The organism is Achromobacter sp. EG18 (assembly GCF_059759395.1).
In genome coordinates this window covers 757115-771044 of record NZ_CM186213.1, presented here as the reverse complement: position 1 = coordinate 771044, position 13930 = coordinate 757115, and the positions used below count along the sequence as shown (strand labels likewise).

General features: G+C 71.1%; 13 protein-coding genes. 10 read left to right on the top strand and 3 right to left on the bottom strand.

What is annotated here, in order from left to right; all coding sequences use genetic code 11:
• Positions 1–46 precede the first annotated feature (46 nt).
• On the top strand, positions 47–1645 hold the full coding sequence (locus AC6CR5_RS03700) for a glycerol-3-phosphate dehydrogenase/oxidase (RefSeq protein WP_006385274.1): 1599 nt from the start codon (positions 47–49) through the stop codon (positions 1643–1645).
• Positions 1646–1649: 4 nt separating this feature from the next.
• On the opposite strand, the gene AC6CR5_RS03695 is transcribed toward AC6CR5_RS03700, so the two are convergent.
• From AC6CR5_RS03695 to curA, 3 genes are all read right to left on the bottom strand, one after another.
• On the bottom strand, positions 1650–2264 hold the full coding sequence (locus AC6CR5_RS03695; protein WP_006385273.1) for an HD-GYP domain-containing protein: 615 nt from the start codon (positions 2262–2264) through the stop codon (positions 1650–1652).
• 160 nt (positions 2265–2424) lie between these two features.
• Entirely contained in the window at positions 2425–3105 is a 681-nt protein-coding gene (locus AC6CR5_RS03690; protein WP_498085265.1) for a type 1 glutamine amidotransferase domain-containing protein, read from the bottom strand.
• Between the two features lie 23 nt (positions 3106–3128).
• Entirely contained in the window at positions 3129–4166 is a 1038-nt protein-coding gene (gene curA / locus AC6CR5_RS03685; protein WP_047992711.1) for an NADPH-dependent curcumin/dihydrocurcumin reductase, read from the bottom strand.
• A gap of 120 nt (positions 4167–4286) precedes the next feature.
• On the opposite strand from curA, the gene AC6CR5_RS03680 reads away from it, so the two are divergent.
• The 9 genes from AC6CR5_RS03680 to AC6CR5_RS03640 all read left to right on the top strand — a co-directional run bounded on the left by AC6CR5_RS03680 (position 4287) and on the right by AC6CR5_RS03640 (position 13851).
• A complete protein-coding gene (locus tag AC6CR5_RS03680; RefSeq protein ID WP_020927426.1) occupies positions 4287–5063 on the top strand; it encodes a TetR/AcrR family transcriptional regulator in 777 nt (258 codons plus the stop codon).
• A 2-nt stretch (positions 5064–5065) separates the two neighbouring features.
• Positions 5066–6034 (top strand): HlyD family secretion protein, encoded by a 969-nt coding sequence (locus tag AC6CR5_RS03675; protein WP_020927425.1) that lies wholly within the window; start codon positions 5066–5068, stop codon positions 6032–6034.
• Positions 6031–6996 carry an ABC transporter ATP-binding protein gene (locus AC6CR5_RS03670; protein ID WP_006385268.1) on the top strand — a complete coding sequence of 322 codons (966 nt, stop codon included), beginning with the start codon at positions 6031–6033 and terminating at the stop codon, positions 6994–6996. Before AC6CR5_RS03675 ends, AC6CR5_RS03670 begins: the two co-directional genes overlap by 4 nt.
• Positions 6993–8138 (top strand): ABC transporter permease, encoded by a 1146-nt coding sequence (locus tag AC6CR5_RS03665; protein ID WP_047992713.1) that lies wholly within the window; start codon positions 6993–6995, stop codon positions 8136–8138. The genes AC6CR5_RS03670 and AC6CR5_RS03665 overlap by 4 nt, the downstream gene beginning before the upstream one ends.
• A gap of 8 nt (positions 8139–8146) precedes the next feature.
• Positions 8147–9625, top strand: a complete 1479-nt coding sequence (locus AC6CR5_RS03660; RefSeq protein WP_047992714.1) for an efflux transporter outer membrane subunit — start codon at positions 8147–8149, stop codon at positions 9623–9625.
• Positions 9626–9767: 142 nt separating this feature from the next.
• Positions 9768–10484: a response regulator transcription factor gene (locus tag AC6CR5_RS03655; RefSeq protein WP_006385266.1), complete on the top strand. Its 717-nt coding sequence runs from the start codon at positions 9768–9770 to the stop codon at positions 10482–10484.
• 85 nt (positions 10485–10569) lie between these two features.
• Positions 10570–11052 carry a YbaK/prolyl-tRNA synthetase associated domain-containing protein gene (locus AC6CR5_RS03650; RefSeq protein WP_026385088.1) on the top strand — a complete coding sequence of 161 codons (483 nt, stop codon included), beginning with the start codon at positions 10570–10572 and terminating at the stop codon, positions 11050–11052.
• Positions 11053–11070: 18 nt separating this feature from the next.
• Positions 11071–13053, top strand: coding sequence for an FUSC family protein (locus AC6CR5_RS03645; RefSeq protein WP_241077437.1), 1983 nt, complete (start codon positions 11071–11073; stop codon positions 13051–13053).
• 3 nt (positions 13054–13056) lie between these two features.
• Positions 13057–13851 (top strand): NRDE family protein, encoded by a 795-nt coding sequence (locus tag AC6CR5_RS03640; RefSeq protein WP_024068683.1) that lies wholly within the window; start codon positions 13057–13059, stop codon positions 13849–13851.
• The last annotated feature ends 79 nt before the right edge of the window (positions 13852–13930 follow it).

Sequence of the window (13930 nt, the reverse complement as noted above, 5' to 3'; positions counted from 1 at the left end):
GAAACGAACAACGCACCGAACCCTAGCGGCCCCGCCGCCCAAGCATATGAACCAACCGCTCGCCACCGTCACCCCGCCCGACCGCAACCGCCTGCTGGCGCAACTGGACAACACGCCTGCCTGGGACGTGATCGTCATCGGCGGCGGCGCGACCGGCCTGGGCACCGCCGTCGACGCCGCCAGCCGCGGCTACCGCACGCTGCTGATCGAGGCCGCCGACTTCGCCAAGGGCACCTCCAGCAAGGCCACCAAGCTGGTGCACGGCGGCGTGCGCTACCTGGCGCAAGGCAACATCAGCCTGGTGCGCGAGGCACTGCACGAACGCGGCCTGCTCAACCGCAACGCGCCACACCTGGTGTGGCCGCTGGGCTTCGTGGTGCCGGCCTACAACCTGCTGGACCAGCCGTTCTACGGCGTGGGCCTGAAGATGTACGACATGCTGGCCGGCAAGCTCAACCTGTCGCCCAGCCGCTGGCTGTCGCGCCGCGAGACGCTGGCCAACGCGCCGACGCTGGCCGAAAACGTCAACGGCCGCGGCCTGAAGGGCGGCGTGCTGTACTACGACGGCCAGTTCGACGACGCGCGCCTGGCGCTGAGCCTGATGCGCACCCTGTTCGACCTGGGCGGCACGGCGGTCAACTACGTGCGCGCCACCGGCCTGACCACCACCGGCGGCAAGGTCGACGGCGTCACTGCCGAGGACGCGCTGGGCGGCGCCAGCTTCACCTTGCGCGCGCGCTGCGTCATCAACGCCACCGGCGTCTGGGTCGACAGCGTGCGCCGCATGGAAGACAAGAACGCGCCCACCATGGTGGCGCCCAGCCAGGGCGTGCACCTGACGCTGCCGCACGACTTCCTGCCCGGCAAGCGCGCCATCCTGATCCCCAAGACCGACGACGGCCGCGTGCTGTTCGTAGTGCCGTGGAACGGCCACACCATCGTCGGCACCACCGATTCGCCGCGCAACGACCTGCCGCTGGACCCGGAAGCCGGCGCCGAGGACGTCGACTTCATCCTGAACACCGCCGCGCGCTATCTCAGCCGCAAGCCGACCCGCGACGACGTCACCAGCGTCTGGGCGGGCCTGCGGCCGCTGGTCAAGGCCACCGGCGACGCCTCCACCAAATCGCTGTCGCGCGAGCACACCATCCTGGTGTCGCAGGCGGGGTTGGTGACGGTCACGGGCGGCAAGTGGACCACCTACCGCCGCATGGCGCAGGACGTGGTCGACACCGCCATCCAGCACCAGTTGCTGACGCAGGCCAGCTGCCGCACCGAGTCGCTGGCGCTGCATGGCGCCAACGGTCTGGCGCCGTCGCAGGAACACGCCGGCACGCCGGACAGCTACTACGGCAGCGACCTGGCCACGCTCAAGGCCCTGCCCGGCGCCGAGCGCATGCTGGTCAGGAGCAGCGGCCTGTCGGAAGCGCATGTGCGTTTCGCCGCGCGCTTCGAACTGGCGCGCAGCGCCGAGGACGTGCTGGCGCGCCGCAACCGCGCGCTGTTCCTGGACGCCGAGGCGGCCATGCTGGCCGCGCCCGAAGTGGCGCGCATCCTGGCCGAGGAACTGGGCCACGACGCCGCCTGGCAGCAGCGCACGCTGCAGGAACTGGCCGGCGTGGCGGCGCACTATCGGCTGAAATGACGCGCTACGGCACGCGCAGCGGGCTGTGCTGGATCATGTTTTCGAACACGCGCAGCAGGTCGGGATCGCACTTGGCTCCGGCCTCCAGGTTGAGGATGCGCATGATCTCGGCGTGGGTGCGCGCGGGATGGTAGGGCCGCGCGTCGCCGAGCGCATCGTAGGAGTCGGCCAGCGAAATGATGCGCGCGGACAGCGGGATGGCGTGCCCGGCCAGTCCGTCGGGATAGCCCGACCCATCGAAGTGTTCGTGGTGGTGGCGCACCGCCTGCGCGATCCGCTCGCGTTGCGGCATGTCGCTATGCAGGATGATGTCGGCCCCCACGGCCGCATGGGCCTTCATGATTTCCCAATCTTCCTTTTCGAGCCGCCGGGGCGAGAACAGCACGCGGTCCGGCGTGCCGATCTTGCCGACGTCGTGCAGCCGCGCGGCCACGGCCACCATGTCTTGTTCATCTTGGTTCAGGTCGCAGGCGCGGGCCAGCGCCACGCTCAGGGCGACGACGCGGTGGCAATGGCGGCCTGTGGCGGCGTCTCGGGCCTGCATCGCGGCAAACAGCGCGGCTTCGCAGGAGCCTGCGGCACGCGTGGCAGCCGCGCTGGGGGGTACATCTGGAGGCATCGGTCTTGGCGCGCGCGGTTGCAGCGGAACCGCGCGTCTGTGTCAGAAAGTATCGATTCTGACACAAGCACGTACCGTTCCGGCGCTGCGGGCCCTGCCCACGTATCGACCCGCGGATTCATCCGCGGAGTCACCCCCACCGTCGCCCCGCGCCTTGGGCTCAGGCCTTCAGGCGTTCCAGCAGCGCCTGCGCGACGCCGACCGACGGAGCCGGATTCTGCCCGGTGATGAGCAGCCCATCCGAGACGATGTGCGGCTGCCAATCCGCCCCCTTGCTGTACAGACCGCCCAACATCGCCAGTTCATCCTCGACCAGGAAAGGCACCACGGCGGTCAATTGCACCGCCGCCTCTTCCGTGTTGGAAAAACCCGTGACCTGGCGGCCCTGCACCAACGGCTTGCCATCGGCGGTCTTGGCATGGCGCAACACGCCCGGCGCGTGGCACACCGCCGCCACCGGCTTGCCGGCCGCGAGCATGGTTTCGATCAGCGACACGGACCGGGCGTCTTCGGCCAGGTCCCACAGCGGACCGTGGCCGCCGGGATAGAACACGGCGTCGTAGTCGGCCGCCTGCACCTCGGCCAGGCGGCGCGTGTTCGCCAGGCGGCGCTGCGCCTCGGCGTCCTGGCGGAAGCGGCGCGTGTCGTCGGTCTGGGCGTCCGGGTCGTCGCTCTTGGGATCGAGCGGCGGCTGGCCGCCCTGCGGCGAGGCCAGCGTCAGCGTGGCCCCCGCGTCCAGGAAAGCGTAGTACGGGGCCGCGAATTCCTCCAGCCAGAAGCCGGTCTTGCGGCCGGTGTCGCCCAGCGTGTCGTGGGAAGTCAGCACGATCAGGATATTCATGTTGCGCTCCTCATGTTGCGTTCCTATTCATCCGGGCCGACGCGCACGATGCGCTTGCCGGCATTCTCGCCCTTGAGCAGCCCCATCAGGCCCCGCGGCGCGTTTTCCAGGCCATCGACCACGTCTTCGCGATACTTGATGCGCCCGTCGCGCAGCAGCTCCTGCATGGCCGCGCGGAATTCACCAAAGCGCGACGCGTATTCGTTGAAGATGATGAAGCCCTGCATCTTGATGCGCTTGGTCAGGATGGTGCGCATCAACAGCGGCAGGCGATCGGGGCCCTCGGGCAGGCTGGTGGCGTTGTAGGCCGAGATCAGGCCGCAGACCGGCACCCGCGCGCGCGGATTGAGCAGCGGCAGCACCGCGTCGAACGCCGCGCCGCCAACGTTCTCGAAATACACGTCGATGCCTTGCGGCACGGCCTTGGCCAGCAGATTGGCCATGGCCGGGTCCTTGTGGTCGATGCAGGCGTCAAAGCCCAGTTCCTCGACCACGTAGCGGCACTTGTCGGGGCCGCCGGCGATGCCGACCGCCTTGCAGCCGTGGATCTTGGCCAACTGGCCCACCACCGCACCCACCGCGCCGCTGGCGGCGGCCACCACCACGGTCTCGCCGGCCTTGGGCTGGCCGATGTCCAGCAGGCCCATGTAGCCGGTGAAGCCCGGCATACCCAGCACGCCCAGCGAATACGACGGGTGTTCGGGCGCCGGCCCCAGCTTGAGCAGGCCGCTGCCGTCGGACACGGCGTAGTCCTGCCAGCCGGACTGGGACAGCACCCACTCGCCCACCGGATAGTCGGCGTGGCGCGAGGCCACCACCCGGGCCACGGTGCCGCCCACCATGGGCTGGCCGACCTGCACCGGCTCGGCGTACGAGGGCGCGTCGCTCATGCGTCCGCGCATATAGGGATCGAGGGAAAGATAGACCGTGCGCAGCAACAGCTGGCCCGGGCCGGGTTCGGGCACCGCGCCGGTTTCCAGGCGGAAATCGCTGTCGGCGGGTTCGCCGCGTGGCCGCGAGGCCAGGACGATGCGGCGGTTGAGGGAGGACGATTGCGGCATGGCGTGCTGACTCCTTCTGTTCCGATCTGGCCATTACACCACCCCTGTCCGGTCGCCTGCCCGCCGACCCTGCAACCCACTCCGCTTTTAATTAATTAAGTATTTAATTAGAATCCGACCATGCCTGCCAAGCCTTCCCCCGCGCGCCGTCCCGGCCGCCCCGCCCGCCCCGACAGCGCCGCCGTGCGCGACCAGCTGCTGGACATTGCCACCGACCTGTTCGCCAAGCAGGGCGTGGCCGCCACCCGCCTGGCCCACATCGCCGAACGCGCCGGGTTCACCTCGGCCATGCTGCACTACTACTTCAAGAGCCGCGACCAGTTGCTGGACGCCGTGGTGCTGGAACGCGTGGTGCCCGTCATCGGCTACGTCTGGAGCCCGGTGCCGCAGACGCCGCGGCGGCTGCAGGGGTCGGCCGAGGCGACGCGCGCCGTCATCGCCGAAATCGTCTCGCGCATCGTGCGCTGCGGCACTGACCGGCCCTGGCTGCCGTCCTTGTGGATGCACGAGGTCGTCAACGAAGGCGGCCAGTTGCGCGAGCGCGTGCTGCGCCACCTGCCGGCGCAACGCCTGCAGGTGTTCGCCGGCCTGATCGCCGACAGCCAGCGCGCCGGCGCCATCACCCCGGACGTGGAGCCGCGGCTGGTGTTCCTGTCGATCCTGGGCCTGACCCTGCTGCCGCTGGCCACGTCCAGCCTGTGGCGCCGCATCTGGCAGGACGATCCACAGGCCCGCGCCATCGGCCACGAGACCATCGCCGCGCACGCCACCGCCATGCTCACGGGCGGGCTGTTTTCCCCGCCGGCCGCGCCGCCACCGGCGCCCGCAACGCCCGCCAAACGGACCCGGCGCGCTGGCGCGGCTCCGGACGCCGAACCGCCCGCCACAGGACGCTGACCATGCGCACCGCTTCCCTCCCCCGTTTCGCACTGCCCGCCGCCGCGCTCGGCCTGTCGTTGCTGGCCGGCTGTGGCAAGAGTGGCGAGGCCGTCTACCAGGGCTATGTCGAGGGCGAGTACCTCTACATCGCCTCGTCCGAGGCCGGCCGGCTGGACACGCTGTCGGTGCGGCGCGGCCAGCAGGTTGCCGCCGCCGCGCCCTTGTTCGCGCTGGAGGCCGAGCGCGAGACCGCGGCGCGCGACCAGGCCGGCGCGCAATTGGCCGCGGCCAGCGCGCAGCTGGAGGACATCGCCACCGGCAAGCGTCCGCCCGAGGTCGACGTCGCCCGCGCCCAGCTGGCCCAGGCCGAGGCCGCCAGCCGGCGCTCGGCGGCACAACTGGCGCGCGACACCGCGCAGTTCCGCGCCGGCGGCGTGGCGCGGGCGCAGCTGGACGACAGCCGCGAACAGGCCCAATCGGATGCCGCGCGCGTGCGCGAGCTGCGCGCCCAGCTGGAAGTGGCCAACCTGCCCGGCCGCCAGGACCAGCGCCGCGCCCAGGCCGCCCAGGTCGACGCGGCGCGCGCCACGCTGGCGCAGGCCGACTGGGCCCTGGCGCAGAAACGCCTGGCGGCGCCCGCCGCCGCCCTGGTGTTCGACACGCTGTACCGCGTGGGCGAATGGGTGCCGGCCGGCAGTCCGGTGGTCAGCCTGCTGCCGCCGGGCAACATCAAGGTGCGCTTCTTCGTGCCGGAGACCGTGGTCGGCACGCTCAAGCCCGGGCAACAGGCCATGGTGCGTTGCGACGGTTGCGGCGACCCGGTGCCGGTGCGCATCGACTACATCTCGCCGCAGGCCGAGTACACGCCGCCGGTGATCTACAGCCGCGAAACGCGCGGCAAGCTGGTCTACATGGTCGAGGCCCGGCCCGCGCCGGACGCGGCCACGCGGCTGCATCCGGGCCAGCCGGTGGAGGCGGCGTTGCAATGAACGACGCCCCCGCCCGCTCGGCGACCGACGAGGCCGGCTACGTCATCGACGTGCACGGCCTGAACAAGCACTTCGGCAACAAGCACGTGGTCAACGACGTCTCGCTGCAGGTACGCGAAGGCGAGATCTTCGGCTTTCTCGGCCCCAACGGCAGCGGCAAGACCACCAGCATCCGGCTGATGTGCGGCCTGCTGACGCCGGATTCCGGCAGCGGCACCTGCCTGGGCTACGACATACTCAGGGACAGCGCCCAGATCAAGCGCCACGTCGGCTACATGACGCAGAAATTCTCGTACTGGGACGACCTGACCATCCGTGAGAACCTGGACTTCGTCGCCCGCATGTACGGCATGCCGAACCGCCGCGAGGCGGTCGACCGCGCGCTCGAGGACCTGGGCCTGCAGACCCGCGCCAACCAGCTCACCGGCGCCCTGTCGGGCGGCTGGAAGCAGCGGCTGGCGCTGGCCGCCTGTCTGCTGCATGAACCGCGCCTGCTGCTGCTGGACGAGCCCACCGCCGGCGTCGACCCGACCGCCCGGCGCGACTTCTGGGAACAGCTGCACGAGCTGGCCGCGCGCGGCATTTCGGTGCTGGTCAGCACCCACTACATGGACGAGGCCGAGCGCTGCCACAAGCTGGCCTACATCTCGTACGGCAAGCTGCTGATCCAGGGCACCGCCGACGAAGTCATCGCCAGGCAGCGCCTGACCACCTGGGCCATCCATGGCCACGACCTGGTGCCGCTGGCGCAGCGGCTGCGCGGCGCGCCGGGGGTGGACCAGACCGTGGCCTTCGGCACCGCGCTGCACATCAGCGGCCGCGACGCCGCCGTGCTCGAACGCACCTTGCGAGACGTCGTGGCCGGCCAGGACCTGCGCCTGGAACGCATCGACACCAGCCTGGAGGACGTCTTCATCTATCTGATGAACCGCTCCGACGACAACTATGCGAGCCCGGCATGAGGCGCCACCTGGAGGGTTTCTCGTGGTCGCGCTGGTGGAGCATGGTGCTCAAGGAGTTCCTGCAATTGCGGCGCGACCGCATCACCTTCGGCATGATCGTCGGCATTCCGATCATGCAGCTGGCGCTGTTCGGCTACGCCATCAACACCAACCCCAAGCAGCTGCCGACCGCGGTCATCGTGGCCGACCAGAGCCCGTTCACGCGCAGCTTCGTGGCGGCGATGACGGCATCCGACTACTTCGACATCGTCGAGACCCTGCCCGACGAAGAGGCCGGCCGCGCCGCGCTGGCGCAGGGCCGGGTGCTGTTCGTGCTGACCATTCCGCCCGACTTCTCGCGCAAGCTGCTGCGCGGCGAGCGGCCGGCGCTGCTGATCGAGGCCGACGCCACCGATCCGATGGCGGTCGGGCTGGCGATCGGCTCGGCCACACAGTTGGCGCAGGCGGTGGCGCAGAAAGACCTGACCGGCCCGCTGGCGCACCTGGCCGGCGGCCAGCCGCCGTTCGACGTGCGCGTGCACCAGCTCTACAACGAAGAGCAGATCTCGCAATACAACACGGTGCCGGGGCTGATGGGCGTGATCCTGACCATGACACTGGTGATGATGACCGGCCTGGCCATGACGCGCGAACGCGAGCGCGGCACCATGGAAAACCTGCTGGCCATGCCGGTGCGGCCGCTGGAGGTGATGACGGGCAAGATCGTGCCCTACATCGCCATTGGCCTGATCCAGTCCACCATCATCCTGCTGGCGGCGTATTTCGTGTTCCACGTGCCGTTCCTGGGCAGCCTGGTGACGGTGTACCTGGGCGCGCTGATCTTCGTGGCGGCCAACCTGACCGTCGGCATCACGCTGTCGTCGCTGGCGCAGAACCAGCTGCAGGCGATGCAGCTGACGATGTTCTATTTCCTGCCCAACATGCTGCTGTCCGGCTTCATGTTCCCGTTCCTGGGCATGCCCAAGTGGGCCCAGTACCTGGGCAACCTGCTGCCGCTGACGCACTTCAACCGGCTGATCCGCGGCATCCTGCTCAAGGGCAATGACTGGTGGGACCTGTGGCCCGCCATCTGGCCCATGCTGCTGTTCACCGTGGTCGTGATGACCGCCGCCGTGAAGTTCTACCGCCGCACCCTGGATTGAAGGCCGCCATGCCCCGCCCCCACCCGCCCTTCGCCCGCCGCGCCGCGCTCGTGGCCGCCTGCGTCCTGCTGCCCGGCTGCGCCGTCGGGCCGGACTTCGAGCGCCCCGCGCCGCCGCCGGTCGCCGCCTATACTCCGCCGGCCGACAATGCGCCCGCCAGCGGCGCGCAACCGCGGCTCACAGACGCCGACATCCCGGCCCAATGGTGGCGCCTGTTCCGTTCCGCTGCGCTGGATGCGCTGGTGCGCCAGGCGCTGGACGCCAGCCCGACGCTGGAACAGGCCCGCGCCCGGCTGCGCCAGGCCGGCGAGGACCTGAACGCGGAGACCGGCGGCCGCCTGCTGCCGGCGGTGGACGCCAACCTGTCGGCGACGCGGCAGAAGGTCGATCCCTCCGCCTACGGCGTGCCCGTCGCCGAGCAGCCGGCGCCGTTCACGCTCTACAACGCGTCGATCGACGTGTCCTACACGCTGGATGTGTTCGGCGGCAACCGCCGCGCGCTGGAGGGCCTGGCGGCCCAGGTGGACTACCAGTCGCATGAGCTGCAAGCCGCGCGCATGACGCTGGCCGCCAACGTGGTCACCACCGCCATCCGCCAGGCCGACCTGGCCGGGCGCCTGGCCGACACCCGCGAGCTGTTGCTGGCGCAACAACGCCAGCGCGACATCATGGCGCAGCGCCTGCGGGCCGGCGGCATCGCCGAGGCCGACCTGCGCAACCAGGAACTGCTGCTGGCGCAGACCGAGGCCAGCGTGCCGCCGCTGGAATACCAGCTGGCCCAGGCCCATCACCAGCTGGCCACCTACCTGGGCCAGCCGCCGGCGGCCTGGCAGGCGCCGCCGCTGCGCCTGGCCGACCTGACGCTGCCCGCCGAAATCCCGACCGGCGTGCCGTCGGCGCTGACGCGCCAGCGGCCCGACATCCTGGCAGCCGAAGCGTTGCTGCACCAGGCCTCGGCCCAGATCGGCGTGGCCACGGCCAACCAGTATCCGCGGTTCACGCTGACCGCCAGTTTCGGCTCGCAGCGCACCCGCGCCGGCGACGTCGGCGATGGCGTCAATGTCTGGAACCTGGGACTGGGGCTGGCGCAACCGCTGTTTCGCGGCGGTGAGCTGCGGGCCCGCACGCGCTCGGCCCAGGCCGCCTACGAAGCCGCCGCGGCGGCCTACCGCCAGACCGTGCTGGACGGCTTCAGGCAGGTGGCGGACGCCCTGCGCGCGCTGCAGAGCGATGCGCGGGCCTATGACGCGTACGACACGGCCTGGCGCCGCGCCGACGATGCCGCGCGCATCGCCCGCGACCGCTACCAGGCCGGCGGCATCAGCCACCTGGACGTGTTGGACAGCCAACGCCAGCTGCTGCAGACGCGCATCGCCCGCGGCGCGGCCGACGCGGCGCGCTACGCCGATACCGCCGCCCTGCTGCAGGCGCTGGGCGGCGGCTGGTGGAACGCGCCGCCGGCCGACCCGGTTGCCGCCACGCAATAGCCCGCAAAGCGCGCCAAACCATACATCCCGGGGCCATGTCCGAGAATTCGGGTCAGAAAATGGCGTTGTGCGGCGTTTAGGAATCCGTTGTATCCGATGCATCATGCATGCGCTCAAGCTGCACTGATCTCGACAACGATTCATGAATGACCTACTAGACCTGATCGTCTTCTCGCCCGATTCCCGCCAACGCGCGCACCGCTGCGACGCGCTGGCGGGCATGGGCTTCTCGCCGCGCGGTTGCGAGGACTCCAACGGCCTGTTCCGACTGTTCCAGGCGCGACGCACGCCGCTGCTGGTGATGGAAGCCGAGCTGACCGATCTCTGCATGGCCGTCGCCGGCCTGCGCGCCATGGACACCACCGCCGGCATCGTCGCGGTATCCACTTTCGATTCCCCGGAAAACCGCATCCTCGGCCTGCACTGCGGCGCCGACGCCTGCTTTCCGCCCGACGTCGCCAGCGCCGAGATCGCCGCCGCGCTGCAGGCGCTGGTGCGCCGCGTCCCCGTGAACGGCCGGCGGCCGGCCGATGCCGAACCCCGCCCAGCCGCCGCGCCGGCCGAGGCCAATGGCAAATGGCACTTCCAGGATGCCGCCTGGACCCTGGTCAGCCCGCGAGGCACCCGCCTGGCGCTGACCCAGGCCGAGCGCGACTTCCTGCTCAAGCTGACTACCAGTCCCGACAGGCGCATGCCGCGCGGCGACGTGCCGCCCAGCGACCCGCAGGCCGGCCGCGAATCGCTGCGGCGCACCGACGTGGTGGTCAGCCGGCTGCGCCGCAAGGCCCAGGAAACCAATATGGAGCTGCCGATCCGCACCGTCTGGGGCTGGGGCTACGCCTTCACCGGCGACATCTAGGGCCTGCGGCGCGCGCGGCCGGCGTATCATGCGGCATGGCCGGCCGGATCCCCGGCGCCGGCCCGCCAACCCGCTGCGCCCCGCCATGGAAGTCTACGAACGCCTGCAGGCCCTGCTGACCGAGCATCAGGCCCGCTACCGCCTCATTTCCCATCCCGCCGCCGGCCGCTCGGTGGAAGTCGCCGCCGTGCGCGGCACCGCCGTCAGCCAGGGCGCCAAGGCGCTGGTCTGCCGCGTCAAGATTTCGTCCAACCAGCGTCGCAACGTGCTGGCGGTGTTCCCCGCCGACCGGCAGGCCGACCTGGAAGCCATCGCCCGCGCCGCCGGCGGCAAGAAGGCCTCGCTGGCCTCGCAGGACCTGGCGCGCGAACTCACCGGCTGCGAGATCGGCGCGATCCCGCCCTTCAGCTTCAATCCCGACCTGCACCTGCTGGTGGACCCCACCCTGCGCCAGCGGCACGATGAAATCGTGTTCAACGCCGGACGGCTGGACGCTTCCATCCTGATGGCGACCGCCGATTATTTCCGCCTGGCCGCGCCACAAGAGGCGCCGCTGATCAAAGGCTAGCCGTCGCCGAGGCCCCCCTTGCCGGACACGCCTGCCGCGCCCCACGCCCGCACCTCCAACATGCGCTGGCTGATGAGCCTGGCGCACATGGAACCGTCGCCGGTCAGCCGCTGGGTGGCGCTGCGCGCAGCGCTGGCCATCGGATTGCCGACCGCGGCCGGCCTGGCGCTGGACCAGAGCGCGGCGGCCGCGTTGGTGGCCCTCGGCGCCCTGCCCGCCATCACCGGCGACAACGGCGGCCCCTACCGCAACCGCGCGCTGTCGATCGGCAGCACCGTGTTCGGCGGCGCACTGGGCTACTTGCTGGGCTCGCTGCTGTCCGGCCACGGCCTGCTCAGCGCCGCCGCCATGACGCTGCTGGTCCTGGCGGCCAGCCTGGTCGGCACCTTCAACAACATCGCCGCCGTCGCCACGCTGCAATTCGCCACCTACGTCATCGTCGGCGCCAGCCTGACGTCGCCCCTGCCGCCCTGGCTACCGCCGGCGCTGGTGGGCGCGGGCGGCCTGTTCGGCCTGGCGCTGACCCTGCTGGGCTGGGTGGTCAACCCGATCGCGCCCGAACGGGCGGCGGTGGCCCTGGCCTATCGCAAGCTGGCGGCCATGTTCGCCGCCATCGGCACCTCGCGCATCATGACGGCGCGGCGCGACATGGAAGCCGCCATGGCCGGCGCCTACGACACGGTGCTGGCGGCCCGGCGCCGCGCCGCCGGCCCCTCGCCGCGGCTGGCCCGGCTGGCCGCGCAGTTGCAGGCATGCACGCCACTGTCGGACGCCGCGCTGGCGCTGGCGCGGGCCGGCCGGGTATTGCCACCCGAGTGTTCGCGAGCCATGAACCGGCTGGCCGACCACGTCGAGAACGCCACGCCGCCGGCGCCAGGCGACGACATCGCGGCCGTGCGCCAGGCCGGCGCAACGGCACTGGCCGACGCACTGGAACAGGCGCGGCCGTTGCTGGAAGGCAGCGGCCCGGCGCGTCCGGACGCCTTCCCGGCCTTGCCACCAGCGCGCCCGCGCACGCCGTGGCGGGTGCTGGCGCGCACTTACCGCCCCGGCCCGACCACACTGCGCTACCTGGTACGGCTGGGTCTGTGCCTGGTCGTCGCCGAAGCCGTGGCGCGCACCCTGGCCCTGCCGCGTTCCTACTGGGTGCCGCTGATCGTGGTGGTGGTGTTCAAGCCCAATTTCGGTTCGGTCTTCGCCCGGGCGCTGCAAAGCTGCGCCGGCAGCGTGGTGGGCGTGGCGATCAGCGCCACCGTGCTGGCGCTGGACCGCAGCGGCGTCGTCAGCCTGCTCGCCGTGACCGGCCTGGCGGCCTTGCTGCCGTGGTCGATCCGCCGCAACTACGGCCTGTTCTCGGCGATCCTGCTGCCCATCCTGATGCTGCTGATCGGCGCACTGCAACCGGGCAGTTGGCCGATCGCCCTGGCGCGGCTGGAAGACGTGGCGGTGGCCGCGGCCATCGTGCTGGCGGTGGGCTACCTGCCCTGGATGCGGCTCGAACGCCACAATCTGGACCAGGCCGTGGCCACCGCGATCGACACCCTGGCCGCCTATCTGAATGCCGTGTTCCAGGCCGATTCGACGGCCCGCCACGAGCTGCGCACCCAGGCCTATGCGCGCCTGTCCGACCTGCGCATCGCGTTGCAGCGCGGCCTGTCGGAACCGCGTTTAGTGAGCCGTCGCGCACTGGCCTGGTGGCCCGTCGAAGTGGCGCTGGAGCGCGTGGCCAACGCGGTGTCCGACAGCGCCTGGGCACTGCCGGCCGACCAGCCGCCGCCCGCGCCGGCCGCGGTGGCGCGGTTGGCCGACACCCTGCACGCCATGGCGCAGGCCGTGACGCGCGGCGTGGCGGTCGGCCCCGCCCCGGTGGCAACGGACGAGCCCGCCCTGCGTGAAGCCGCCGGCGCGATCGAAGCCCTGCGCGCGACGCTGGCCGGTCCGGGCTTTGCCACCGAACCCGGCCGCCCGCGCCCGCCCTCCCCAAGAACCCAACCGGACTGAACCATGTGCCTTGCCGTTCTCGCCCTGCATACCGTACCGGGCATTCCCGTCCTGATCGCCGCCAACCGCGATGAATTCCATGCCCGGCCGACGCTGCCCGCCGCGCAGTGGGCCGACGCCGCCCACGTGTACGGCGGACGCGACGCGCTGGCCGGTGGCACCTGGATGGGCGCGACCACCGGCGGGCGCTATGCGCTCGTCACCAATTTCCGCGAACCCGGCCGGGTGGTCGCCGACGCCCCCTCGCGTGGCGCCCTGGTCGAGGATTTCCTGCGCGGCCATGCCGCGCCGGCCGACTACATTGCCGCCGCCCATGCCGCGGGCCCGGCCTACAACGGCTTCAACCTGATCGTCGGCGACGCCCGGGGCGCCTGGTACGCCAGCAACCGCGATGGCGCCCCCCGGCCCCTGGCGGCCGGCGTCTACGCCCTGTCGAACCACCTGCTGGACACGCCCTGGCCCAAGCTGGCGCGCACCAAGGCCGCCTTCGAACGGGTGCTGGCCCATGACCCGCAACCCGACCTGCCGGCGCTGTTCGAGGCGCTGGCCGATCGCAGTCCGGCCGACGATGCCGACCTGCCCGCCACCGGCCTGGCGCCGGATCGCGAAAAGCTATTGAGCAGCCCGTTCATCGTCAGTCCCAACTATGGCACTCGCAGTTCCACGGTGCTGGCCCTGCGCGATGACGGCACCGGCCTGTTGACCGAAAAACGCTTCGCCCCCGACGGCGGCGCCAATGGCGAAAGCGTCCTGGCATTCGCCTGGCGTGATCATCCCGCGAGCGCCACGCCGGGATAGCGCATGCCCGCGCAAACGCCCCGCCGTGGCGAACTCGCCGACGCCAGCGCGGTCGAACTTCCTGCGTGATCATCCCTTC

Coding starts and splice junctions, on each gene's coding strand:
- AC6CR5_RS03670 (WP_006385268.1), top strand. CDS start 6,031: ATGAACGACGCCCCCGCCCGCTCGGCGACCGACGAGGCCGGCTACGTC.
- curA (WP_047992711.1), bottom strand. CDS start 4,166: ATGCCGCAATCGTCCTCCCTCAACCGCCGCATCGTCCTGGCCTCGCGG.
- AC6CR5_RS03675 (WP_020927425.1), top strand. CDS start 5,066: ATGCGCACCGCTTCCCTCCCCCGTTTCGCACTGCCCGCCGCCGCGCTC.
- AC6CR5_RS03700 (WP_006385274.1), top strand. CDS start 47: ATGAACCAACCGCTCGCCACCGTCACCCCGCCCGACCGCAACCGCCTG.
- AC6CR5_RS03640 (WP_024068683.1), top strand. CDS start 13,057: ATGTGCCTTGCCGTTCTCGCCCTGCATACCGTACCGGGCATTCCCGTC.
- AC6CR5_RS03690 (WP_498085265.1), bottom strand. CDS start 3,105: ATGAATATCCTGATCGTGCTGACTTCCCACGACACGCTGGGCGACACC.
- AC6CR5_RS03650 (WP_026385088.1), top strand. CDS start 10,570: ATGGAAGTCTACGAACGCCTGCAGGCCCTGCTGACCGAGCATCAGGCC.
- AC6CR5_RS03660 (WP_047992714.1), top strand. CDS start 8,147: ATGCCCCGCCCCCACCCGCCCTTCGCCCGCCGCGCCGCGCTCGTGGCC.
- AC6CR5_RS03695 (WP_006385273.1), bottom strand. CDS start 2,264: ATGCCTCCAGATGTACCCCCCAGCGCGGCTGCCACGCGTGCCGCAGGC.
- AC6CR5_RS03655 (WP_006385266.1), top strand. CDS start 9,768: ATGAATGACCTACTAGACCTGATCGTCTTCTCGCCCGATTCCCGCCAA.
- AC6CR5_RS03665 (WP_047992713.1), top strand. CDS start 6,993: ATGAGGCGCCACCTGGAGGGTTTCTCGTGGTCGCGCTGGTGGAGCATG.
- AC6CR5_RS03680 (WP_020927426.1), top strand. CDS start 4,287: ATGCCTGCCAAGCCTTCCCCCGCGCGCCGTCCCGGCCGCCCCGCCCGC.